This is a genomic window from Candidatus Zixiibacteriota bacterium, assembly GCA_040753495.1.
Classification (GTDB): Bacteria; Zixibacteria; MSB-5A5; order GN15; family PGXB01; genus DYGG01.
The window spans coordinates 1-23,315 of record JBFMEF010000054.1; the positions used below are offsets into that span (position 1 = coordinate 1).

At 49.8% G+C, this 23,315-nt stretch carries 23 protein-coding genes; 7 read left to right on the top strand and 16 right to left on the bottom strand.

Annotation, left to right across the window (positions count from 1 at the left end):
- From AB1690_03310 to AB1690_03320, 3 genes are all read left to right on the top strand, one after another.
- Positions 1–436 (top strand): phosphatase PAP2 family protein (locus AB1690_03310; protein ID MEW6014332.1); only part of this gene is annotated, 436 nt, incomplete at its 5' end.
- A complete protein-coding gene (lgt, locus tag AB1690_03315; GenBank protein ID MEW6014333.1) occupies positions 426–1,244 on the top strand; it encodes a prolipoprotein diacylglyceryl transferase in 819 nt (272 codons plus the stop codon). The genes AB1690_03310 and lgt, both read left to right, overlap by 11 nt.
- Positions 1,241–2,158, top strand: coding sequence for a DMT family transporter (locus AB1690_03320; protein MEW6014334.1), 918 nt, complete (start codon positions 1,241–1,243; stop codon positions 2,156–2,158). Before lgt ends, AB1690_03320 begins: the two co-directional genes overlap by 4 nt.
- 51 nt (positions 2,159–2,209) lie before the next feature.
- On the opposite strand, the gene nadA is transcribed toward AB1690_03320, so the two are convergent.
- The 8 genes from nadA to AB1690_03360 form a co-directional block, all read right to left on the bottom strand.
- Positions 2,210–3,289, bottom strand: coding sequence for a quinolinate synthase NadA (nadA, locus tag AB1690_03325; GenBank protein ID MEW6014335.1), 1,080 nt, complete (start codon positions 3,287–3,289; stop codon positions 2,210–2,212).
- Between the two features lie 160 nt (positions 3,290–3,449).
- Positions 3,450–3,980 carry a redoxin domain-containing protein gene (locus tag AB1690_03330; GenBank protein ID MEW6014336.1) on the bottom strand — a complete coding sequence of 177 codons (531 nt, stop codon included), beginning with the start codon at positions 3,978–3,980 and terminating at the stop codon, positions 3,450–3,452.
- Positions 3,943–4,053: a rubredoxin-like domain-containing protein gene (locus tag AB1690_03335; protein MEW6014337.1), complete on the bottom strand. Its 111-nt coding sequence runs from the start codon at positions 4,051–4,053 to the stop codon at positions 3,943–3,945. Before AB1690_03335 ends, AB1690_03330 begins: the two co-directional genes overlap by 38 nt.
- A 13-nt stretch (positions 4,054–4,066) precedes the next feature.
- Complete coding sequence (locus AB1690_03340) at positions 4,067–4,570, bottom strand: ferritin family protein (GenBank protein MEW6014338.1); 504 nt, start codon at positions 4,568–4,570, stop codon at positions 4,067–4,069.
- A 65-nt stretch (positions 4,571–4,635) separates the two neighbouring features.
- Positions 4,636–4,803, bottom strand: a complete 168-nt coding sequence (locus AB1690_03345; protein MEW6014339.1) for a hypothetical protein — start codon at positions 4,801–4,803, stop codon at positions 4,636–4,638.
- An 11-nt stretch (positions 4,804–4,814) separates the two neighbouring features.
- Entirely contained in the window at positions 4,815–6,248 is a 1,434-nt protein-coding gene (gene gltX / locus AB1690_03350) for a glutamate--tRNA ligase (GenBank protein MEW6014340.1), read from the bottom strand.
- Between the two features lie 22 nt (positions 6,249–6,270).
- Positions 6,271–6,750, bottom strand: a complete 480-nt coding sequence (locus AB1690_03355) for a DUF3566 domain-containing protein (GenBank protein ID MEW6014341.1) — start codon at positions 6,748–6,750, stop codon at positions 6,271–6,273.
- A 31-nt stretch (positions 6,751–6,781) separates the two neighbouring features.
- Positions 6,782–8,887, bottom strand: coding sequence for an acetate--CoA ligase family protein (locus AB1690_03360; GenBank protein MEW6014342.1), 2,106 nt, complete (start codon positions 8,885–8,887; stop codon positions 6,782–6,784).
- Between the two features lie 476 nt (positions 8,888–9,363).
- On the opposite strand from AB1690_03360, the gene AB1690_03365 reads away from it, so the two are divergent.
- Positions 9,364–10,740 (top strand): dockerin type I repeat-containing protein, encoded by a 1,377-nt coding sequence (locus AB1690_03365; protein ID MEW6014343.1) that lies wholly within the window; start codon positions 9,364–9,366, stop codon positions 10,738–10,740.
- Between the two features lie 75 nt (positions 10,741–10,815).
- Here AB1690_03365 and AB1690_03370 read toward each other — a convergent pair whose 3' ends face one another.
- Positions 10,816–11,601: a histidine kinase dimerization/phospho-acceptor domain-containing protein gene (locus tag AB1690_03370; protein MEW6014344.1), complete on the bottom strand. Its 786-nt coding sequence runs from the start codon at positions 11,599–11,601 to the stop codon at positions 10,816–10,818.
- Between the two features lie 272 nt (positions 11,602–11,873).
- Here AB1690_03370 and purF point away from each other — a divergent pair, with 272 nt between their 5' ends.
- From purF to AB1690_03385, 3 genes are all read left to right on the top strand, one after another.
- A complete protein-coding gene (gene purF / locus AB1690_03375) occupies positions 11,874–13,277 on the top strand; it encodes an amidophosphoribosyltransferase (GenBank protein MEW6014345.1) in 1,404 nt (467 codons plus the stop codon).
- Between the two features lie 109 nt (positions 13,278–13,386).
- The gene (locus tag AB1690_03380) at positions 13,387–13,722 is read left to right on the top strand and encodes an STAS domain-containing protein (GenBank protein ID MEW6014346.1); all 336 of its coding nucleotides are present in this window, start codon (positions 13,387–13,389) and stop codon (positions 13,720–13,722) included.
- A gap of 231 nt (positions 13,723–13,953) precedes the next feature.
- Positions 13,954–16,677: a S8 family serine peptidase gene (locus AB1690_03385; protein MEW6014347.1), complete on the top strand. Its 2,724-nt coding sequence runs from the start codon at positions 13,954–13,956 to the stop codon at positions 16,675–16,677.
- A 77-nt stretch (positions 16,678–16,754) separates the two neighbouring features.
- Here the strand turns inward: AB1690_03385 and AB1690_03390 are convergent, their stop codons facing one another.
- From AB1690_03390 to nuoI, 7 genes are read right to left on the bottom strand one after another with little or no spacing between them, the layout of a single operon-like run.
- Entirely contained in the window at positions 16,755–18,200 is a 1,446-nt protein-coding gene (locus AB1690_03390) for an NADH-quinone oxidoreductase subunit N (protein MEW6014348.1), read from the bottom strand.
- Between the two features lie 47 nt (positions 18,201–18,247).
- A complete protein-coding gene (locus AB1690_03395; protein ID MEW6014349.1) occupies positions 18,248–18,460 on the bottom strand; it encodes a Uxx-star family glutaredoxin-like (seleno)protein in 213 nt (70 codons plus the stop codon).
- Between the two features lies 1 nt (position 18,461).
- Positions 18,462–20,042, bottom strand: coding sequence for an NADH-quinone oxidoreductase subunit M (locus AB1690_03400; GenBank protein MEW6014350.1), 1,581 nt, complete (start codon positions 20,040–20,042; stop codon positions 18,462–18,464).
- A gap of 1 nt (position 20,043) precedes the next feature.
- Entirely contained in the window at positions 20,044–21,981 is a 1,938-nt protein-coding gene (gene nuoL, locus AB1690_03405; protein ID MEW6014351.1) for an NADH-quinone oxidoreductase subunit L, read from the bottom strand.
- A 13-nt stretch (positions 21,982–21,994) separates the two neighbouring features.
- Entirely contained in the window at positions 21,995–22,297 is a 303-nt protein-coding gene (nuoK, locus tag AB1690_03410; GenBank protein MEW6014352.1) for an NADH-quinone oxidoreductase subunit NuoK, read from the bottom strand.
- Complete coding sequence (locus AB1690_03415) at positions 22,298–22,837, bottom strand: NADH-quinone oxidoreductase subunit J (protein MEW6014353.1); 540 nt, start codon at positions 22,835–22,837, stop codon at positions 22,298–22,300.
- A complete protein-coding gene (gene nuoI / locus AB1690_03420) occupies positions 22,837–23,313 on the bottom strand; it encodes an NADH-quinone oxidoreductase subunit NuoI (GenBank protein ID MEW6014354.1) in 477 nt (158 codons plus the stop codon). Before nuoI ends, AB1690_03415 begins: the two co-directional genes overlap by 1 nt.
- Positions 23,314–23,315 lie beyond the last annotated feature (2 nt).

The following is a 23,315-nucleotide window of genomic DNA, read 5'->3' on the forward strand; positions in this document are numbered from 1 at the left end:
CGCTATCTGTGTTACCTTTTTCATATCCTATCTTCTTTTCGCCCTTTTTCCTCTGGAAGGTCCGCGCTACCATTTTGCCGGACAGTATATTAACACTATTTCAGGTCCCATCTTTCGCCCTCTGGTTGACCTGGCTATAAATAAAGGGGCGGTCCATGGCGGCTGCATGCCTTCATCCCATGTCGCCGTCGCTCTCATTGTCCTTTATTATTCGCTCAAACATATACCGGTGGCAGGTTATCTTCTCATCCCAATAAATATATTACTTGCGGCCGGAACAGTATATGGACGGTTCCATTATGTATCCGATGTCGTTGTCGGCGCGGCTATCGCGGCGGGAGTCTTATTCGTTACCAGGCGATGGCACCACCGTTTAGTCGAAAGTTCTCCCCTTAAGACCCCAATTATGAAGGAAACTGCGCCTTATGTATCCTGAGCTTTTCAATATAGGACCGATTTCGATTCGCGGCTATGGCTTGATGCTGACCATCTCCTTTTTGCTCGGCGTTTACTATGTTTATCGCGCCGCCAGGAAAAACAAAGTTCCCTTTGAACCGCTCATGACCATCGCTTATATCATGATATTCAGCGGTGTCATTGGCGCCCGTCTTTTTTATGTGCTGTTTCATCTCGAAGAATTCCAGGGGAGGTGGCTTGATACCATCAATCCTTTTCAATCAGGGCAGGTTGGCATTGCCGGTCTGAATCTGTATGGAGGGATTGTTCTTGCCGTGATTTGCACTTACCTCTATATCCGGGCAAAGAAGTTACCGCTGCTTCAGACACTCGATCTCTTCGCCCCTACGGTCGGTATTGGCTTAATGTTTACCCGTGTCGGCTGTTTTCTGAATGGCTGCTGTTTCGGCGTTCCTACCGAATTGCCATGGGGTGTAGCCTTCCCGCCGGAGTCGATTCCATACTACATTTTCGGCGATGCGCATCTCCATCCCACACAAATCTACAGCTCCCTCTATGGATTGCTGCTGTTTCTGGTTCTTCACTGGCGGCTTCAGCACAAACGGTTCGACGGTCAGGTGCTGGCTCTATTCTTCATGATTGAAGCCGTCTTCAGATTCTTCATTGAATATGTCCGCTATTATGAGAGCGAGATGCATTTCACAATTGACGGCATTCAACCGACCTACAATCAGCTCATAGCCCTTGCGCTCTTTTTGGCCGGATTGATTTTATATCTTAAGCTGAGTCGCCAATCCCCGGCGAAGGGGACGCCACCGCGCAAATGAATCCGAAACGAAGCGGCGACCTGGCCGCTCTGACATGCGCCCTGGCTTGCGGACTTGGAAATATCCCGGCAAAAGTGGGGCTCCAGAATGTATCTCCCGAGCTGTTCAACTTCTTTCTCTTCCTTTCCGCCTCTGTTTTTTCTGCCCTGCCTCTATTCAATGCCCGCTACCGCGCCGAAATCGCCCAGATTCGGCCCACGACTCTGGCGCTGATTTTCGCCCTTTCCCTCCTTTTCGCTGCCGCCCTGACCCTGAATATGACCGCCTTGAAATTGCTGGAGCCGGCTACCGCATCGTTTCTTTCCCGCTTTGAAGTAATTCTCACCATCGCCCTGGCTTACTTCATCCTGAGAGAGAAACTGGGCTTCATGGAAATTCTGGGAGGCATTATTGCCCTGTCTGGAGTTTTCGTCCTCCGTTTCAAGACTAATCTGGTCATTTCACAGGGCTCCACCTTGATGATTCTCTCCGGATTCTTTTTCGCCGCTTCCGAGATAATCATTAAGAAAAATATCGCCTCGTTATCGACGGCAAGTTTCCTTTTTTATCGCAATATCTTCCTGATTCCGATTCTTTTCGGCATCATCCTCTTCCAGAGCGAGCGGTTCTTTGTCCCTGACGGAAAGACTCTACTTCTCATCATCGCGGCTTCCTTGCTTCTGCCGGTTATCGGACGGGCTACTTACCAGATGGCTCTTAAGCGGATTGATATCTCCCGCGCCGCCCTGATTACCCAGACCACCCCGCTTTTCACCGCCCTCTTCGCTTTTCTATTGCTGCAGACTTTCCCCTCGCCGACCGAATGGCTCGGCAGTGGCTTAATCATTCTGGGCGCTACTTTTGTAAGCTTCTCCCACTACCTGTCCCGTATCAGAGTCGGAGCGATGCTTAAGCCCTTTGTCTCTAAAATGTAAGATATTACAATATATCAGAATACGAGAATTACTTGACGTCTTAGATGATGCCTAATGGACTTCCAGCATCCGTTCCAGGGCAATCAGGGCGTAGGTTTTGGTGTCGTCCGGCACCGTAATCGGCTTCATCGTCTCGAAGTTTTCAAGACAATAGGTTAAGTCGTTCACCGTGGTGCGATACATATTGGCGCATACCGGACAGGTCTGTCCGGAGAGTTCAAATATTTTCATCTCTGGATGGGCATGCGCCAGCCGATGAATCAGATTTATCTCTGTTCCTATTGCCAGAACTGAACCGGGCGGCTGAGCGTTGACATATTTCACAATAAAACTGGTTGAGCCAACGGCATCGGCATGCTTGACCACTTCATAAGGGCATTCCGGATGAACCACTACTTTAACTCCCGGATACTGCTCCCGAACCTGAAAAACATGCTCCTCCTTGAAATTGGTATGGACATGGCAATGTCCCTTCCATAATATTACCTTTGCCCTCTCGATCTGCTCTTCCGAGAGACCTCCGTTCTCTTTGGAAAAGTCCCAGACCACCATATCGGAGTCTTTAAGACCAAACTTGATTCCGGTGTTATATCCCAGATGACGGTCAGGAAAAAAGAAGAGCTTTTCCCGTCTGTCAAATCCCCACTTGTAGGCGGCATCGGCATTGGATGAGGTGCAAATAAGTCCCCCATGCCGTCCGCAGAACGCTTTCAGTCCGGCCGCAGAATTCATGTAAGAAATCGGCATTATCCTCTTGTCGCCGCCGAAATTCTCCAGCACTTCCCAGGCTTCGAAGACATCAGCCATCTCCGCCATATCAGCCATCGGACAGCCGGCAAGCGGATTGGGTAGAAAGACCCTCTGATGTTCCTTCCCCAGCACATATGCCGCTTCCGCCATAAAGTGCACGCCACAGAAAAATATCAGGTCAACGTCGGAACGGGAAGCGGCAATCCTCGAGAGCCCATACGAATCCCCCACGGCATCTCCCAGTTCCACCACTTCCAGACGCTGGTAATGATGGGTTAAAATAATCGCCCTTTGCCCCAGACGTTCTTTTGCCGCCAGCGCCCGGAGTTTCAATTCCTCGACACTGGTCTCGCGATACTCTTTGGGAAGCGCAAAATACATACTTATTTCTCTTTACCTCAATCTGTAAACATTATACGCTTCAGAGAGGTTCCATATAATACGATTGTGCCCCTCCAGATGCAAACCTTCAGCCCGAAATTCCTTGTATTCATACTCAGGAAAGAGAACCGGGGAGTGAGCTTATAGCGACCGTCGGCAGCTATCTCCCCTGAATTTTTGCCAGCTGCGCCATGGTCCTGGAATTGTCCGGAATATTGGCCAGCCCAACGACATCGATATCGCGAATGATTCCTTCCCTATCGACAATGATTATGACTCGTTCGCTGTATCCCGACTTCGTCATGACCCCGTACTTGCGGCAGACTTCTCCATAAGGCCACTGGTCGGAAAGTAATGGATAGGTTATCCCCCCCAGGCTTTTCTGCCAGGCTTGATGACATGGTATAGAATCAACCGATATACCCAGCACCTGGGTATTGTACCGCTCAAACTCGGGCAAGTCCCGCTCGTATGACGGTATCTGGTTAGTTCAGACCGGCGTCCAGTCCAGAGGGTAAAACGCCAATAAGACGTTTTTCTTGCCTCTGAAACTCGAAAGTCGAACGCGTCCACCCAGGTGGGACGGCAAAGTGAAGTCGGGCGCTTTCTGTCCCACCTTCACTTTTTTTCGGTATAAGCCAAACACTGGAAAATTATCCCTCAAATTTTGAGAATTTATCGGATGGAGCACCGCAAACCGGGCAATTCTCCGGCGGGGTCTCCCCGCTATGGACATATCCGCAAACTTCGCAAACCCATTCCATAACATCATCCCCCTTAATCTTCCATGGGAGCGCTGTCTTCTGTCGAAAACCAGTAGTAGTTTCCCGACATCGCTTCCCGTTCTGCCATCAAGAGCTCGTAGTGACTGTGCTCTTCGTCCTCCAGTTGCTCCATAATCTGCCTAAAATCTTTGTCGTCAACTAAGTGCTTTCCTTCTTTGTAGAACTTGGTCGCCGCCAGTTCGGCATCAATGGCAAGATTAATATAGTCAATTTCGGAACGAAGTCTCTTTAGCCGTCCCTTTTCAAATACTTGCGCCAAAGCGTTTATACCCTTTGGCGGGAGTTCCCCGATTTCGCCGCCGACAAACTTCTTATAAAGATTCACCAGCACCGCTTTATGCCGTTTTTCATCGTTGCGAAGATTCTCCAGACGTCTCTTTGCCTCCGGATTGGTCGCCTTTTCCGCCAAGAGATTGTAAAAGGTATAACCGTCTTCCTCCCCTTTGATAGCGCTTTTGAGTATCCCGGCTTTGTCCTTATATTGCTCGCTCTGCATCAGTCCACTCCTGAATGTATGTTTCGATTCTGTCTCAATATATCAAATCGCCCCCTCAAAATCCCTTACTTTTTCCCCTTTTTGGCGAGATTTTCCAGTTCTTTACGGAGCTTTTGAAGCCGATTCATATTCCGTTTCTGAGTGGCGCGGTCGAAAAGCCCCCCAAAGTGGTCTTTATCCAACTTTTTTTCAAGTTCCGCGATCTCTTTTTCCAGCTTGGTCTTCTTATCCATAATTGAACTCCTTACTTCGCAATTGTATCTATGAATCTTTGAAGTCTCCTCATTACCTCCAGCTTGCCCAGCAGTTCCAACATATCATAAAGCCCTGGTCCTACTGTCATCCCCGAAACAGCCAGCCGGGTAGGATGAATCAAGTCCCCTTTTTTTATCGCTAATTCCGCGGCAACTTCGCCGAGAGCTTCTTCCAGTTTTTCCTTTCGGAAGTCGGTTACGGCTTCAAGGCGGTCTTTAAGCTTTTTCAATGCCACCGCGGTCTTCTCATTCCTCTGCTTCTCCAGCGCCTCCGGTTCAAATTTGAACTCATCATGGAAGAAATATTCACTGAGCGATACAAAATCAGTCATTCGGCGGCACCGCTCCTTGAGCAAACCGATAATCTTCAAGAAATACTCCCACCTTGTTTCCAGCCAGTACTTGGAGGTATGCCCGGCTTGGACAATCAGCGGCGCGGCCATCTCCGCCAGCTTGTAATCCGGATACAACTTTATATATTCCTTGTTGAGCGCCAGCAATTTTTCTTCATTGAAAATCGGGTTAGCGGCATTGACATTTTCCAGAGTGAAAATCTGAATCAGTTCCTCTTTTCTTACCAGCTCACGGTTATCCTTTGGCGACCAACCGAGAAGGCAGAGGAAATTAAACAGCGCTTCGGGCAAAATCCCTTCTTTGCCGTACTCCGCGACATCTTTATCCCCCAGACGCTTCGAGACTTTTTTCCGGTCCGGGCGAAGGATTAACGGCAGATGTCCAAATTGCGGGGGAGTCAGCCCCAATCCGCGATAGATATGAATCTGCTTGAAGGTGTTGCTGATATGGTCATTCCCTCTGATTACGTGCGTTATCCCCATCTCGAAATCATCCACTACCACCGCCATATTGTAAACCGCCCGCCCGTCTCCGCGGCTGATTACCAAATCCTCAATCTCTTCGTTTTGGCGAGTGATCTTGCCGAGCACCAAGTCATTATAACTTGTCACCCCTTCGGGAATTTGAAGGCGAATAGCAAACGGTGTATTTTTCTCCAGCAACGCCTTGATTTCGGCGTCAGAGCGTCTCAGGCACTTTCGGTCATATTTGGGCGGTCGTTTTTCTGCCATCGCTTTATTGCGCTCCGCTTCCAGTTCTTCCGGCGTGCAGAAACAGCGATAGGCATGCCCCGACTCCAGTAGTTTATTCACATATATCTTATATTGGTCCAGTCGCTGTGACTGATATATCGGCTCTTCATCCCAGTCAAGCCCGAGCCACTTAAGGGCATCCATAATCGGTCCAATCAGGTCGGCGTCAGAACGAGCGGTATCTGTATCTTCGATTCGAACCAGGAACTTTCCGCCATGATGACGCGCAAAAAGCCAGTTGAAAATTGCCGTCCGCGCTGTGCCGACATGCAGATATCCTGACGGCGATGGCGCAATTCTTACTCGTACTTCAGTCACAGAAAATCCGGCCCATCAAACTTTAACTCTGTCTCCGCGGTTCATTATCGTCCGGCGGTGGTGTTATATCAGGCGGCAGCGGCTCTACCGGCGGCGGTGGCGGCGGCGGGGTCGGATGGTACAGATGAGACTGCACATATGCCTGCGGCGGCGCTGCCGTCGGCACCATCACCGGCATCTGACTTAATTCGACCTCAATTCCTCCTATAAGTTTCGCCGTCAGATTGTAAACAAAAGCAATTATCAGCATGAAAATCGTGCCGAAAAACGCCCCGCCGAATCCGAGCATAATCGGATACATTGCCAGAAGAATCCCCAGCGGCGGCATTTCCTCCATCGGAAGCGGCATTCCCCCCAGCTCCCCTACATTGGCAATTAGCGACAACATCAAACCAATGAACAGCGCGAAAATAATCCCTATCGCAAAACCGGCGATGAGATGCACCACAAAGGAGATTTTAATCAATGACCAGTAGCCGATATGTTTCAACTCGAATTTCATGGCCGCCTCCTGTCAACTCTCTATCCTTAGTTTATGACTCGCGCAATATGAATCTGGCATCGACCGCCTTTGACTTCCCTTTCGCCGAGCAGGCTATGAAGGGATTTATATCTATCTCCGAAATCTGGTCAAAATCGGACACTAACTGCGACAGTCGCAATAGCGACTCTTTGAGCGTATCCATCTCCACCGGTTCCGATCCGCGGAATCCGGTCAGCAGCGGATATGATTTCAGGCTCTTCATCATTTCATCAACGTTGTTGTCCGTCAGGGGATTAATCCGGAACGCCACATCCTTGAGAATCTCCACATAAATTCCCCCTAATCCGAACATTATCAGCGGCCCAAAAGATGGGTCGGTGGTCATTCCAATTACAGTCTCAATCCCGCCGGTTACCATCTCCTGCAGGATAACCGAATACTTCTCCCCTTTTTTCAGCGCCGGAAGCTTTTTGCGAAGCGCGCTAAAGGCATCACGAACCTCTTTGGCCGTTCGCAAATCGACAATGACTCCCCCAAATTCGGTTTTATGCAGAATTTGCGGAGTATTGATTTTAATGACGACCGGATAGCCTATCTTTTCCGCCGCCGCCACCGCTTCTTTTTCAGTAGATGCCACGGCACATTTGGTGGTGGGAATCCCATACGCCTCCAGAATCTCCAGGGCATTCTGGCTGACTATCGCCTTATCCCCTTTCTTCAGGGCTTTATCAATCATCTCCTGAACGCGCTTTTTGTCCACTCGGAAAGTCTTGAACTGTCCCCGCGGTCGCTCCAGCCACCTGCGATATCCGTCTATCAACGACAAGGTTTTCGCCACCGCCTCAGGGAAAATATATACCGGCACATTGCGACTCTTAAGATATTCCACCGCCGCCGACCCTTCGCCCGCCCCCATAAAACATGTCAGCACGGTCTTCTTGCACCCTTCAATGCCGGCAAGAATTGAATTGGCAACCTCCATCTGATTAATAGTCACCGGCGGCACGCAAATGGTGAATATTGAGTCAAAATTCTTGTCATCCTTTACGACGCTTAGAGCCCGCTTAAATGCCTCACCGCCGGCGCCTGCCACCAGGTCGAGCGGATTATGCACTTCTCCCTGACCGGTCAGCGCCTTTTTTAGTTTGGCTTTTGTTTCACCAGTGTACTGAGGAAGCTCCATCCCCAGGCTTATCAAGGCATCGGTCGCCAGAAGCGCCGGTCCGCCGGCATTGCTTACTATGGCTACCTTGTTTCCCTTGGGCATCGGCTGGTTGGCTAAAGCAGCGCCGACATCAAACAGTTCCTCAATCGAGGATACTCGTATCACCCCGCACTGGTCAAATAGCGCGTCCACTCCGACATCAAGTTCCGCCAGAGCGCCGGTATGCGATGATGCCGCCGCCGCGCCTTGTCGAGTCCTTCCCGATTTCACCGCTACAATCGGCTTGCCGCGCGAAATCTCCCGCGCAATCTTGGTGAAATGACGCGGATTCCCGAAATTTTCCAGGTAAAGCAGAATAATGTCAGTATCCGGGTCATCTTTCAAGAATTCCAGGACATCATTAGCCGAAACATCCGCTTTATTCCCTATCGATGCCACCATCGAGAACCCTAACCCCAACTCCCGGGCATGAATCATAATCGCTTCCCCCAGCGCGCCCGACTGAGAAATAAATCCCACTCTTCCCTGCAATGCCCGCGTTTTTCCGAAAGTGCAATTGAGACTGTACTCCGGATGAGTATTTACTATGCCAAAGCAGTTTGGACCAATCATCCGCATTTCATATTTTTTGACAATTCCAACCAGCTGGTCCTCCAGTTCAATCCCCCTGCCACCTACCTCTTTGAATCCGGCCGAAATAACCACCAATCCTTTCACCCCTTTTTGCCCGCACTGCTCCGCGACCATCGGCACAAAATCACGCGGCACGGCGATTATCGCCATATCTACCATATCCGGAACATCGAGTATAGTCGAGTAACATTTTATGGAATGTATCACCGACGCTTTCGGATTGACCGGGAAGACCTTGCCGTTGAATTCATTGACAATGATGTTATGAAGGATTTCCCGGCCGATTGTTCCTTTCTGGGTTGAGGCTCCAATTACTGCCACTGATTTAGGTTTAAATATATATTCTAACCCTTTCATCTCGCACCTTTCATTTATGGTCTGCCGACAAATTCGACTGTATGTAATATCATAATAGCCAATCAATTAACGATTTCTACCATCAAGAGTCAAGGATAAAGTATCCCGCCCCATCCCAGACGAATTTCGCAGCAGTATAAATTCCTTTCTGTGAATTTGTTATTGGACCACAATTTCCTCCCGCCCTGCAACTATCATGATTACTTCCTGTACCATGGTATCATCCCACCGATGCACTACGCTTCCCCGCAATTAAATATTGACAAATTTCACCATTTATGTTATATATTAGCACCGCAGGACATATATAATTTGCATTCCGATCGAGCACACCGGCGGTTACCCGATACGCTCAAATTTTATTGAACGCAGATGGTATCGAGAACCCATGGAATTCGCTCATGTATCATCTATTCATTGTTTGAATAGGCAATTTCGTTGCTCACACTAAAACATCAACCTTCTGAGGAGGCAGCATGGCACTGTTATCAAAAGCCTGTGGAATTCAGCTCATTATCGCCTCAATGTTTGCTGTCATCTTTCCCGTGTCCGCAGAGGATATAGGAACATCTGCAACTGCCGCCCCCGACCCGCTCTTCGGAATGGCTACTGTATATACAATTTACGCTGCTTCAACCTTCCCCTGGTTTATATCCGCAGCGGACTTGGACGGTGATGCAGACTTCGATTTGATAACAGCAAACGGCGGAACTAACGATGTCTCCATTATGAAAAACAACGGTGATGGCACCTTCGCCGGGGCCGTTAACTATGCCGTCGGAACATATCCCGGTTGTGTCTTTTCGGCTGACCTGGACGGTGATGGTGACAAGGATTTGGCGACCGCCAATCGGACCACAGACAACGTATCCGTCCTTATGAACAATGGCGACGGGACCTTTGCTACTTCTGTCGACTATGGTGTGGGGGATAATCCCTATTCCGTCTTTGCAGCAGACCTGGATGGTGATGGCGACCTTGATTTGGCCGCTTCCTGCAGTAGTAGTGACCAATTTTCTCTCCTGTTCAACTATGGAGATGGTACATTCGCATCTGTCGTTAATTACTGGGCGGGAGACGGGGCGCGCTGTATTCACTGTGCTGACATCAACGGTGACAGCTACCCTGATTTGACTTCCTCGAATTTCTTGGGTTATAACATCGCCATTGCCCTTAATTTTGGCGACGGTACATTTGCATCAACATCTTATTACTCAACCGGATCAAACTCATATCCCTCCGCCATCTTCTCCGCCGACCTCGATAAAGACAGCGACCTTGACCTCGTTGTGGTAAATACCAATCTCGATGATATCGCTATCTTCTTTAATGACGGTAGCGGGGCTATCGGAACCCCGGTTCATTATCCTGCGGGAGACGGGGCATATGGCGGCTGCTCGGCTGATTTTGACGGTGATGGCGATATAGATATTGCAACGTCAAATAGGATGCCCGATGACGTCACCATCCTCTTAAATAACGGCACCGGCGCGTTTGTGTCAGAAGGTGCTTACTCCACCGGCGGATTGACCCCATATTCACTTTGTTCTGCTGACTTCGATGGCGATGGTGATTTCGACTTGGCAGTCGCAAATAGCGACTCGCATACATTTTCGGTAATCTTCAATCAAAGCGGACCATACCAGAACTTTGTCTGCGGCGACGCCAACGGCAATGGCACGGTCAACATTCTCGATGCCACCTTTATTATCTCGTATCGCTTTAAGGGCGGACCGGCGCCAAATCCGGTAGAGGCGGCGGATGCCAATGGTAACGGAACTATAAATATTCTTGATGCCACTTACATCATCTCCTATCGCTTTAAAGGAGGTCCCGCTCCCATCTGCCCGTGATACTGCAGTCCAATAATTAAGGCCGCCCGTCTAGAACGAGCGGCCCCGCTGAGTGAGGTAGGGATAAGAGGGGAACTAAGGTGCCTTTTCCTCATCGGTGAGGTCGATCATTTTTGTCCCGTTGATATATTCCGTCACTCGCTCTTGCGTTATAGTTATCAACTTCTGGGTTACATCCTTTATCCTGAGAGCCGATTCCTCTATCACCTTTAACTTCTTTTTCAATTCATCGTCCAGGTCGTTCCGCTTCATCAACAGCAGTTGCACATTCCCCAGAACCGCCGTCAAGGGATTATTAATTTCATGCGCTATAGTTGTCGCGATTTCGGTGATAGCGTCAAGACGCTCTTTTCTGATTTGCGCAGCGATATCGGTCGCTTTTGGCTCCACCGCTCCACCGGCAATCATAGTCAGCGAAAGCGCTGCCGCCAGCGCCTCCAGAAATTCCCCTTCGCCCACCAATGTGCCGCTTCCCGGCTGTACCCCCAGCACCGCCCCAAGTATCTTTTCCCCTTTCCTTAACGGCAAAGTAAAAGTCGCCAGCGGCCGCTCTCCCCCAAATGAAAGATAGGCCGAAACCAGATGTCGCTTTCGCCTCAAGTTTAGAAATAACTCCTCCTCCAACTGCATCAACGCTTCCCTCTCCTGAAGCGTCTCCGAATGCGTCACTGTCAATAATGGCGTAAAGCTCTCATCCCAGATCGTCAGCATGCCGGCCGAAAGCCCCACCAGATTCATCGCTCCCTTGAGCGCCGCTTCGGCGGTCTCCTGCGGCTTGCGCCCGGATGCGCCGGCCAGCGCTATATCGCGCATGATCTCAAACTGGCGAAACTCTTTCTTTTCCATAAATTCCCGGGGCATAATCATTCCTGGCAGGTAATACCGCAAAATATATGCCCTTGCCCCAAATAGCAACTTTTTATCGGGACTTGACCTACCAGATTCAACCAAGTCCATATTATATTAATATACAACAGGTTACAAATAGCGCACTTGCCGCCGTCTTGTTTATATGAATGGAAACTTAAATCCCGTGCAATCTGTTTCACATTTATGACAGTGAACCCATTGATACCCTTGACAAGTCGTTATAAGACGATTAAATTGTCCGCTTTTCGGAAAGGTAGGGTGGTATGTTAGAGTCCCATCTGATGCACGACAACTGCGGCATTTTTGGAATCTATGGAAATAACCGCGCCGCCGAACTGACCTACTTCGGATTATATTCTCTCCAGCACCGCGGACAGGAATCGGCCGGCATTGTTACCTCCGGCAACGGTCAGGTATATATATATAAAGGGATGGGTGAAGTTAATGAGGTCTTCGCCAACAAAAAGTATATCGATCGTCTAAAAGGGAACATTGCCATAGGCCATACCCGCTATTCCACCACCGGGGCATCATCGCTGACCAATATTCAGCCTTTGCTCATCACTAACCGGAGTCAGAAACTGGCTATCGCTCACAATGGCAATCTCACCAATTCCTACAGCCTGCGGATGCAACTCGAGCGAACCGGCTCAATCTTTCAAACAACGTCCGATACTGAAATTATTCTTCATCTGGCGGCGCAATCCAGAAATCGAAACTGGGTCAACCGGATTTGCGAAGCCCTCAGCCGTGTCGAAGGGGCATATTCCCTGCTGTTTTTGACTGATGAGTCCATTATCGCCGCCCGCGACCCATTCGGTTTCCGGCCTCTGTCCCTTGGCAAATATAACGGAAGCTACATTGTCGCCTCCGAAACCTGCGCCTTTGATATCATTGGAGCAAAATATGTCCGCGATATCGAGCCCGGCGAAGTCCTCGAAATCGGTCCCAAGGGACTAAAATCGGTGCGGTTTGAGAGAAAGCAGCGCCACGCTTTCTGTATTTTTGAATTCATCTACTTTGCTCGTCCCGATTCCATGATTTTCGGGGAAAACGTCGACAAGGTCCGCCGCCGACTGGGACGTCAACTGGCTATTGAGCATCCTGCTGACGCCGATATCGTCATCGCCATTCCAGACTCGGCCAATACCGCCGCCCTCGGGTATTCCGAAAAATCAGGAATCAAATTCGAAATCGGGCTTATTCGGAACCATTATGTCGGTCGCACCTTTATTGACCCCGAACAGACCATTCGCGACCTGGATGTTAAAGTGAAGTTTAATCCGGTCAAAGGCGTTCTTAAAGACAAGAGGGTTGTAGTCGTTGATGATTCCATAGTCCGGGGGACCACATCCAAGAAACTGGTCAAATTGATTCGCTCCGCCGGCGCCAAAGAGATTCATTTTCGCGTCTCCTCTCCCCCCATTATCTCTCCCTGTTTCTTCGGCATCGACATGCCTACCAAAAAGGAACTCATCGCCTCATCAAAGAAGGTGAAAGAGATACAGGATTATCTTGAAGTTGACTCCCTGGGGTATCTTTCCATTGAAGGGATGTTATCTATGCCATCACTCCCTCACGACAATTTCTGCGTCAGCTGTTTTTCCGGGCGCTATCCGGTCAAGATTGAGAAGATAAACGACAAGCTCCGTCTGGAGAAAGTCTAACAGCTCCTGCAACCGGTCTCAATTTTAAGTTGATTCTCAATTGCCAAATATCACGGCGGGGAATATATTAGCGTATCATTTGGCTCATTATCTGATAAGGAGATTTCTGATGAAAGTGAAAACAGAAATTAAAGGTGACGCCGTCGTATTTCACCTCTCCGGCAAAATCATGGGCGGTGAAGAATCGACTCTGTTTCACGGGCAGATTCATGAACAGATCGACGCCGGAAAGAAGAAAGTTGTGATTGACCTGGGTGATGTGGAATGGATGAACTCCTCCGGAATTGGCATGCTTATATCTATCCTCACTACCGTCAAGAATAACAAAGGGGAGCTGCGGATAGCCAACACCCCGAAAAAAGTGCAAAACCTGATTAACATCGTCCAGATTGAGAGGATTCTTAAGTCTTACGACTCCGTTGAGGATGCCCTCAAGTCATTCTGAGCGGAGACAGCATCGTTGATTACTGTCCTGCGGCGAGCAAATATCGCCGCCTTTTGCCAATTCTGCTGCGCAACTTTGGCGTATAATAATTCCCTGCCTGTCCGATAAAATAAGAATAGTTGACAGAAATTGACATCTCGGTATATTAGATAATAAGTTATCTATTTACTCCTGTTTGCTTTAGCATTGGGAAGAATATAAACGTATTACTGAATAAAAACCGGAGGCATAATGTTTAGACACCGCGCCCAGTTTTTCGCCTTTGCGCTTCTCTCAGTCCTCATACTCTCAAGTTCAGCCAGACCCAAAATGGCTTCGACGGGACCGGCAACGGGGGAGATTCGCTATCTTAAACAGCGTGTTATCCCGGAAAAACCGAAAAACGTCAAGATTGCCTCCGATGCCTCCTTCCGCTATGTAGTTGTCAAGTTTCAGGAGGGTTCCTCGGTTCGGCTGCGCGGGAATAATCTTACGGCCGAGGCGAACCATCTGAACTCTGCCAGGCAAGCCGAGAGACTGCTGGCGCCTTATATCAACGGCCAATTTGAAAGACATTTCAAGGTAAAGTCAGAGCATGAGCTTGAGCGTGCCCGCATTATTGCCGAGGCTTCCTCTAAACACCAGCTTGCCGACCTCAATCTCTATTATAGGATTCAGGTGAACTCGGCTGCGGAAGGGGAGGATTTAGTCAACCGTCTCAATCAACTCGATATTGTGGAGATTGCCTATATCGAGCCGGTTCCGGAACCGGCCGGAGATATCGCTCCGCCAACACCTGATTATGAGTTCTATCAGGATTATCTTTTTGCCGCCCCGGGAGGAGTCGATGCCGAGTATGCCAAGACCCAGCCGGGTGGTGATGGCGCCGGTGTCAAGATTATCGACATAGAGTTTGAGTGGACCGAGACTCATGAGGACCTGGAGAAAGCTCTGGGCGGGACCATTGTCGGCGGAGGCGCTCCCTATGGCGACCATGGCACGGCGGTGATTGGCGAAATGATTGCCGGAGACAACGGCTATGGCGTCACCGGTATCTGCCCCGGCGCCGATATCGGCATGGTCTCGGTGGCGACGATTAGCACTGCCGAAGCGATTCTTGTTGCCGCCGACAATCTCCAGCCGGGCGACCTGATTCTGATTGAGCTTCATGCCCCTGGCCCGCATTACAATTTCCAGGTTCGTTCTGACCAGCGCGGTTATGTCTGCATGGAATACTGGCAGGATAATTTTGACGCCATTCAATATGCCTGGGCGAAAGGTGTCATTGTTGTCGAGGCGGCCGGCAACGGCGCCGAGAATTTTGATGACCCGTTGCTTTACGGGCAGTTATTTGATACCACCTATCGGAATTCCCGCGCCATTATCGTCGGCGCCGGCGCTCCGCCCAGCGGCGCATATGGCACCGACCGCTCCCGCCTTTCCTTTTCCAACTATGGCGAAAGAGTTAATCTGCAGGGATATGGCGCCGGAGTCTATACCACCGGTTACGGCGGGCTCTTTGATGGCGGTGGTGATTACAATCAGCATTATACGGCATCTTTTTCCGGGACATCATCGGCTTCCCCCATTGTGACTGGCGCCGTGGCTTGCCTGCAGGGTTACTACAAAGCCACTTTTGGCGTTCCTATGACGGCAGATGCCGCTCGCAATCTCCTTTATGCCACCGGTTCCCCACAGCAGGGGTTGCTTACTCAGCATATCGGTCCCCGACCGGACCTTGCTGCCGCCTTTCCGGCAATTGCCCCGCCTTCATCTCTTTACAGCAGTCCTATTTATATAGACACCTCTGTGGAAGGCGGAACTATGGTCAATATTCCGGTCTGGCTGCATAACCGCTCTGCTTCGACATCGCTCGACTTCAACCTGGTCGGAAATGATTCACTCCCCAAAATGACCATCGGCAACTGGTTGAACGCATCACCCAGCGTCGGCTCGGTGCCTACCCTTGATTCTGTCGTAATTACCGTAACCATCGATGCCACTGTTATCCCTACCAGTCTGACCAGATATAAAGGGATAGTTGAAATCTCCTGGGGACAAAGCGGCAATCCGCTTGATTCTATGCTGTACTTGCCGGTCTTCTTGACTGTCCCCTGCGCCACCGATACCACTTTCGCCGCCAAATCAAGCAACGACAGTGGCCCGGCATTCAACTGGGTTGATATCACCGGCATCGGGACCTTGATTCCCAAGAATACTTATTACAATACTTTTTCGCCGACGACTCCTCTGGATGACGGCTCGGCTGGACCATTCAATCTCCCCTTCACCTTCAAATTCTTTGGGAGCAGCTACACTCAGTTCTATGTCGGGGTGAATGGAGCCATTTCCTTCACCGATTCGGAAGTCAACAGCAACGGATATTTCAGCGGTTTTAATATCCCGGGGAATCCTTTCTCCACCTTTGTCTCCGCCTTCTGGAATGACCTGACTATAGATTCCGTGCGCGGGGGACATGGAAACATCTACTATTATTTCAGCCCCACGCACGACACTGCCATCATTGAGTGGTACCGAGTCGGCAACTTCAATTCCGCCAGTGATACTCTAACAACTTTTGAGATAATTCTCACCAAGAGGGGCGACATCACGTTTCAGTATCTTTCGGTCGGGAATTCGGGGCTGCAGAGTACTGCATTGATAGGCCTTAGCGCCATTGACTGCCAGGCATCACCATACCTGGACAATTCCGTGCCGGTGAACCACCTGGTGGGGAACGCCGATGCCGTTCTCTTTGAGAGGCAGGATCTTGCTATGGCTGGTGATGCCAATAACAACGGCATCACAAATATTCTTGATGCCACCTATTTGCTCGCCTATATGTATCGAAGTGGTCCCGCGCCGATACCGATGGAAGCGGGCGATGTCAACTGCAGCGGGGCGATTAATATTCTTGATGTAACCGCTCTGATTGGTTACCTCTACAAGTCCGGCGCTGAACCATGCTATTACTGAAGCCTGGTTCCTGAATTGACAGATATATAAATCTCCGCCCACTGCTAAAGTGGGCGGATTTTTTAGTCTTCTTTAAATTAAATCAGGGAAAAGATACTGAGGCGAGTGAGAGCCACCCAATATTGGGGGAATAATCCCAGCGCCACGGTGCCAATGGCTGTAATCAGTAGCACCGCGGCCATTGCCGGCTTCAGCGAAAGCGGCATAAATTCCATGTCAGTCTTGCCAAAATATGCCGCCACGACAATCCGCAAATAATAATATACTGAAATGAAACTGTTCATCACGCCGATAATTGCCAGCCAGATATAACCCTGCTTGATAGCCTCGGAGAAAATATAGAATTTCCCAAAAAATCCTGCCGTCGGTGGGAAACCGGCTAGCGAGAGCATGAAGAATGCCAGGAGAGCCGCCAGGTAAGGATGCCGCCCCGATAGTCCTTTGACTTCGTCGATTGATGCCGTGCTTCCCTCCCGGCTGTCCAGCATCGTTACCAGCGCAAAACCGCCCAGGTTGAAAAAGGAATAAGCCAGAAGATAGAATATGGCGGCCGAGACCGCCCCTTCGCCGCCGGCGGTCAATGCCACCAGTAAATAACCGGCGTGCGCTATGGAAGAATATGCGAGAAGTCTCTTAATATTATCCTGATAAATAGCCAGAATATTGCCGACCGTCATTGTCAACACCGCCACGACCCAGAAGAGCCATTGCAGCTCCTCAATCCCACCGAAACCAAAAATAAAAATACGCAGAAGCGCGGCAAATCCGGCCGCTTTTGGCGCCACCGAGAAGAAGGCGGTGACCGGCGTGGGCGCTCCCTGGTACACGTCCGGCACCCACATATGAAAAGGCACTGCCGCCACCTTGAAACCAAATCCTATCAGCACCAAAACCGCCCCGGAATACAGGAAGAGCCCCGAATGCGTCGCCAGAAAACCGAAATCCATCACAATCCGGCGCAAATCAGTGGTTCCGGCTGCTCCGTAGATGAAGGCAATCCCAAGAAGCAGAAATCCGGTCGCAAATGCTCCCATCATGAAATACTTAATTCCCGACTCGTTGGATTCGTCGCTGTGGCGCGCAAAGCCCGCCATCACATATAGCGGCACCGACATTATTTCCAATCCCAGGAATATCACCACCAGGTCGGAACTTCCCGCCATCGTCATCATCCCCATCGCCGAAAACAGCAGCAATGGATAGAATTCGAACCGCTCAATTCCGCGCGATATCAAATAGGCGCGCGACATCAGAAGCGAGACACTCGTGGCAATCAGGAAAATGACCTTGAAGAAGACGGCGAAGTTGTCCACCTGTACCATGCCGTAGAATCCTGAAGAGAGCTCATCCCATTGCTGCAGCGACAATATAAGCGCCACCGCCAACCCCGCTAAGGCAAGATAGGCAATGAGCGCTTTATTCTTTATTAAATTGCCGGCGAGAAGCAGCGCCATGGCGACTGCCAGAATCACCAATTCTGGCGCAATAATTCCAAAATCGAGGGCCGCTGATTTTATATCCATATTCGCTTTTACCTTAGAACGCCACCCGGGCGTTCCTGCTAAATGCCTCAGCCTCCGCCAAAGCCTACTTTGACCGCTCCATCTTCAATAATGACCGGTACAATCGCCTGTCCGCCTGCAATTCGTATTGCCTCTTCTTTTGCTCCTTTTACAGAGTAGACGTCTATCTCCTTAAAAGGTATCCCCTCTTTGGTGTAATGTTCCTTGGCAGCAGCGCAATACGGGCATCCCGGCTTGGTGTAAATGGTAACCTCGGGCATTTCATCCTCCATCTACTTTCAGTGTGTAACTCTCTTTCGTTCCCAGGCGAAAAGCAACTCTTTCCGCCGCGGTATCCACACTGTCCCGACTGGACCGCTCAGCGCGGTGGACCATACCCAGAATATTTTTCACAGCCGGTTCCATCCTGACAAAAAACGGTTTGGGATAAATTCCAATCCAGAAAATCAGGAGCACCAGCGGTATCAAGACCAGTTTTTCACGCCCATAAAGGTCATGAAGATTTTCATTTACGGTCTGCGTAATCTTTCCAAAAATCACTCTCTGCAGCATCCAGAGCATATAACAGGCGGCAAGAATCACTCCTGTCGCCGCCAGAACGGCGTAAGTGACATTTGCCTTGAAGGTTCCCAGGAGTATTAAGAACTCTCCGACGAATCCGTTTGTCAGCGGCAAACCTATTGACGACAATGCCACAATCATGAAAAACACCGAAAAAACCGGCATCGATTTCGCCAATCCGCCGAACTCCGATATCAACCGGGTATGCCGCCGCTCGTATATCATGCCGACAATTAAGAAGAGCGCCCCGGTGGAGATGCCATGATTAATCATCTGAATCACGGCTCCTTCCAACCCCTGCACATTGAGCGCCATCATCCCCAGCATCACAAAACCGAGATGCGACACTGATGAGAATGCCACCAGCGATTTTACATCCCGCTGAACCATCGCCACCAGCGCGCCATAGATGATTCCGATAATCGCCAGAATCGATATTAGCGGCACAAATTTTAAGGTTGCCTCGGGGAATAGCGGCAGGCAGATGCGGATGAAGCCGTATATTCCCATCTTCAAGAGCACGCCGGCAAGTATAACCGAACCGGCCGTGGGCGCCTCCACATGGGCATCGGGAAGCCAGGTATGGAAGGGCCAGACCGGCACTTTGATGGCAAACGCCAGCGCAAATGCCAGAAACATGTAGGTCTGCGCTCCCAGCGGAATCGGCATCTGATATATCTTCAGCAGGTCAAAACTGTACTCCCCGGCATAGCCGTGGTACATGAAGAACAGATAAAGAAGCGCTACCAGCATCAGAAGCGACCCGAACATCGTGAAGAGAACAAATTTTATTGCCGCATAGATTTTTCTTGGTCCGCCCCAGACACCTATCAGGAAATACATCGGTATCAACATCGCTTCCCAGAAGACATAGAATAAGAAGAGGTCGAGAGCGACAAAGACTCCCAGCATCCCGGTCTCCAGCAGCAGCATCGATATATAGTACCCCTTGACTCCGGTAGTAATCGCCCCCCACGATGAAACAATCGCCAGCAGCGCCAATAATGTGGTCAGTAAAATCAAGAGCAGCGAAATACCGTCAATCCCCAGATGATAATTGATTCCAAAGGCGGCTACCCATGGCAGATTGATTTCAAACTGCATCCCATTGGCAAAGGGGTCAAACTGCACATATAAGAAAAAGGAGATCAGCATGGTGATGAAAGAGACAATTATGGCAATCCCTTTTATGGAATCTTTTGCCTCTTTAGGAACCAGCACCAAGAGCGCCGCGCCAAGAAGCGGGAAAAACGTAACCAGTGTCAGTATATCTATACCCATTTTACCTGAAAATGAAAATCCCCATGATGATAATTACACCAAGCGCGAATACGGTAACATAACTTCGCAACCGGCCGGTCTGCATATGACGAAATCCCTTGGAAATATCGCCCACGAGATAGGCTAAACCGTTCAAAAGACCGTCAATAAGAATCACGTCGACAATTTTCCAGAGGAAAATCGACCCGCTTACCAGAGGTCGCACAATCACTGCTCCATATAATTCATCCACAAAATATTTCCCGTAGAGTATCCGGTAAATTCCTGAAAATGACTTTTGCATCCGACCGGCCAGGGCGGTATTTTTCAAATAGAAGTAGTACGCCATATATATAGAGAAGAGAACTAATGCGACCGAAAGGACCATCAGAAGAAGCTCCGTTGTCGCGCTATGCCCTGCCGACATATGAATCTCCTCCGACGGCGCCGCATGGCTGGCGCCCATTACCGGCTCCAGGAATTTCTCAAACTGGTTGCCACCTCCCAGAACATGCGGTATCCCCACATATCCCCCAATAATTGATAGCGCCGCCAGAATGGACAGCGGAACCGTCATTATCCTGGGCGACTCATGAATATGCTCTCTGGTATGGGCATCCATTCGCTCCGAACCGTAGAAAGTCAGATAGAGCAGTCGGAACATATAAAACGCCGTCAGCATCGCCGTGAAGACCGCCACCACCCATAACCAGGGCGAGCCATAACTGGAAGAGAAGGCTTTCCAGAGAATTTCATCCTTGGAGAAGAAGCCGGACAGTCCCGGAATACCGGCAATGGCAAGAGTCGCCACCAGAAAAGTGAGATAAGTTGTCCGCAGTCTGCTTTTTAATCCTCCCATATATCGCATATCCTGCTGTCCCGATAAGGCGTGAATCACCGAGCCGGCCCCCAGGAAAAGGAGCGCCTTGAAAAAGGCATGAGTCATCAAATGAAAAATTCCTGCGGCAAAGGCAGCCACGCCGCAGGCGGTAAACATATATCCCAGCTGACTTATAGTCGAATATGCCAGTACCCGCTTTATATCATTTTGAGTCATGGCAATGGTTGCGGCAAGAAGCGCGGTAGCCATCCCCACAATAGCCACTATCATGAGAGTTGTCGGAGCCATCATATACAGCACATTGGAGCGCGCAATCATATAGACCCCGGCGGTAACCATGGTGGCGGCATGTATCAAAGCCGAGACCGGCGTGGGACCTTCCATAGCGTCCGGCAACCAAACATATAGCGGAATCTGCGCCGACTTGCCGGTCGCTCCCAGAAACAGCAGAAGCGTCGCCGCCGTAATCAATCCGCCTCCGGCAATAAATATTTCCGGCGCCCGCTCAAAGACGGCCGTGAAATTAAGGGAGCCGACCTGCCAGAAGATAATGAACATCCCCAGCAGAAACCCGAAATCGCCAATGCGGTTGACGATAAAGGCTTTTTTCCCGGCATCGCTGGCCGACTGCTTTTCAAACCAGAACCCGATTAGCAGGTAACTGCAAAGCCCAACCCCTTCCCACCCCACAAACATCAGCAGATAATTATTGGCTAAGACTAAAGTCAGCATCGAAAACACAAAAAGATTCAGATAGGTAAAATATCGCCCGTAACCCTTGTCATCGTGCATGTATCCGACCGAATAGAGATGAATCAAGAACCCGACTCCCGAAACCACCAGCGCCATAACCGCCGAAAGCGGGTCAAACAGAAAACCGAAATTTACGGAAAACTCTCCTGATGGAATCCAGGAAAAAAGCACTTCTTCTATCTGACGTTCTGTCTCGGGAAGCGCCAGCAGATTGAAAAATGTCTTTAGACTCCAGATAAATGACAGCCCCACCGAACCGCATCCGATAATGGAGATGAGCCTTTTATTCAGCCGTCCCAAAAGCAGGCCATTGAGCAGAAATCCCGCCAGGGGAAAAATCGGTATTAAATATAGCGAATAATCCATCCCGTTTACGGCCTTACCATTTTAGTAAGCTGAATCGGTCAGCATCAATGCTGTTCTTGTTGCGAAAGATAGTTATAATCATCGCCAGTCCCACCGCCGCCTCGGCCGCCGCCACCGCCAGCACCAGAAATACGAAAACATGTCCATCCATCAGATTCAAGAACCGTGAAAAGACAATAATCGCCAGATTGGCGGCGTTCAGCATTAGCTCTATCGACATAAACATAATTATCAGATTGCGCGACAGGATCACGCCGGCGACCCCGATGGAAAACAGAAAGATGCTCACTATCAAATAATGCGGCATCGGTATCATTTATTTGTCCTCCTCATCGTGGTCGGTCCGACCCCTCTTTGCCATTATCACGGCGCCGACAATCGCCACCAGAAGCAGTATTGAGGTCAGTTCAAAGGGATATAGATATTGTGTATACAATAACTCCGCTACCGGCTTAACACTTCCAAAATCGGGCGTCGCCTCTACCATCAGCTTATCCATTCGCTCCGGAAAAGCGGTCTGTTTAACTATCATGAGAAGCTCAATCATAAGCGCCAGGGATATCAGCATTTTGGTGGCGCGCCCCAGCCGGGGACGTTGCTCCTCAAATCTCTCGCCCCGAAGATTCAAGAGCATGATTACAAACAGGAACAGCACCAGAATCGCTCCGGCATAAACAATAACCAGAATGGCGCCGACAAACATGGCGCTCAATTGAATATATAAAGTGGCTTGCGCCAGAAGCGATACAATCAAATACAACACCGATGCCACCGGGTTGCGCTGCAAAATCATCATTAACGCCGCCCCAATCGCCATGACGGCGGCAATGTAGAATATGACCAGTTCCAGAAGCATTAAAATATCCTTCGCACGCGCCGGATAATCCGCTTGAACGGTTTCTCCTTCTTAGGGCGATTGGCTAACATCTGCTCCTTAGTAAATATAAAGACATCCCGATTGTCATTAGAAAACTCATATTCATGTCCCAGAAAAATCGCTTCCTCCGGGCAGGCTTCTTCGCAGAAGCCGCAATAAATGCAACGGAGCAGATTTATCTCGTAAATTTTGGCGTATCGTTCCCCTTTTTCATTTTCGGCTCCTTCCATGTAAATGGCATCGGCCGGACAGGCCGCCGCGCATAATCCACAACAGACACACCGTTCGGTGCCGTCCTCATAGACTTCCAGATAGTGCAGTCCCCGATAGCGCGGAGCCATCTCTCTTTTCACCTTCGGATACTGAATCGTCACCGGTTTCTTGAAGAGATGCTTGAGGGTGGTGTAAAAACCCTTCGGTAGAGCGATAAAAACTGTTCTTATGACATCAACCATAA